This window comes from Marinomonas lutimaris, assembly GCF_019426345.1.
GTDB lineage: Bacteria > Pseudomonadota > Gammaproteobacteria > Pseudomonadales > Marinomonadaceae > Marinomonas > Marinomonas lutimaris.
This window is the reverse complement of record NZ_JAHLLW010000051.1, coordinates 1-1236: the sequence shown is the minus strand read 5'-3', so window position 1 is coordinate 1236 and position 1236 is coordinate 1. Positions and strand designations below refer to the sequence as shown.

Annotated in this window: 1 pseudogene; it reads right to left on the bottom strand. The window is 44.6% G+C overall.

From position 1 onward, the window contains the following. Positions 1 to 8: 8 nt before the first annotated feature. Positions 9 to 1168 (bottom strand): annotated as a pseudogene (locus tag KPL72_RS21040) (IS3 family transposase). Positions 1169 to 1236: the final 68 nt, after the last annotated feature.

Below are 1236 nucleotides of genomic sequence, written 5' to 3'. Positions count from 1 at the left end.
TGTAGTGGTCAACTAATTCCGGACAGTAAATTAGGTTGTTCTTCCGCTTTGGCAGGTGGCATCCCGTTGTTATATTGATGCGGCCTGCGCCAGTTATAGTAATCCATCAGATAAAAACTGATATCTCGTTTTGCTTCGTTTTGAGTCATGTATCCTGTCGTTGGAATCCACTCGGACTTCAAACTTCTAAACACTCTTTCCATGGGAGCATTGTCCCAGCAATTTCCTCGGCGGCTCATACTTTGCTTCATGCGATAACGCCATAGCCGTTGTCTAAATTTTCGACTCGCGTATTAGCTTCCTTGATCCGAATGGAACATCACACCTTTTGGTCGACCACGCTGTTCATAAGCCATATCTAAAGCTTTTACAACAAGCTCTGCATTGGGATTTGATGAGAACGCCCAGCCAACAATACGCCTTCGATATAAATCCAAAACGACAGCTAAGTAATACCAGCGACCTTCTGCCCAGATATAAGTAATATCGCCACACCAAACTTGATTAGGGACACTCACATTGAACTCTCGACTCAGATGATTAGGGACGTCTGGTTGTTCGCCTCCTGTATCCTTATAGCGATGCCTTCCTGGTTGTTTACTGCATAAGTGAGCTTCCTTCATTAAGTTTCTGACTTTGAAGCGACCCAGCGTATAGCCTTCATCCTGCAACATATTCTGTAATGTTCGGCTTCCCGCTGCACCACGGCTCTCATTGAAATACTGAGCCACTAGGCTACGCAATGTTAACCGTTCAGCATCAATCTTCTGCTCACGCTTGAGGTAATCGTAGTAACTACTGCTTGGAACGCCAAATAAGTCACAAAGTACCTCTGTCGCTTCTTGCTCTCTTAACTTATTAATTAGCGCATACGTTCTAGGTCGTCCGACATCAAGAGAGCTGTAGCCTTTTTTAGAATGGCTTTTTCCCTTTCTAATCGACTAATTTTGGCTTCAAGTTCTTGTATGCGCTGCTGTTCTGGTGTCAGAGCTTTTGCTTTTGGTGTGACACCACCTCGTTCCTCTTTAAGCTGACCAACCCAGCGTCGTAGAGCTGTCTCACCAATGCCAAGGGACTGGCAGGCCTCAGTAAAACTGTAGCCTTGATCGAGTACTAAGCTGGCGGCTTCATGCTTAAACTCTGTTGAAAATATACGACGTTTTGTCATTAAACACCTCTCTTAATGTGGCAATGTTACCACCTAAAATAGTGTCCGGTTTTATTAGACCACTACAG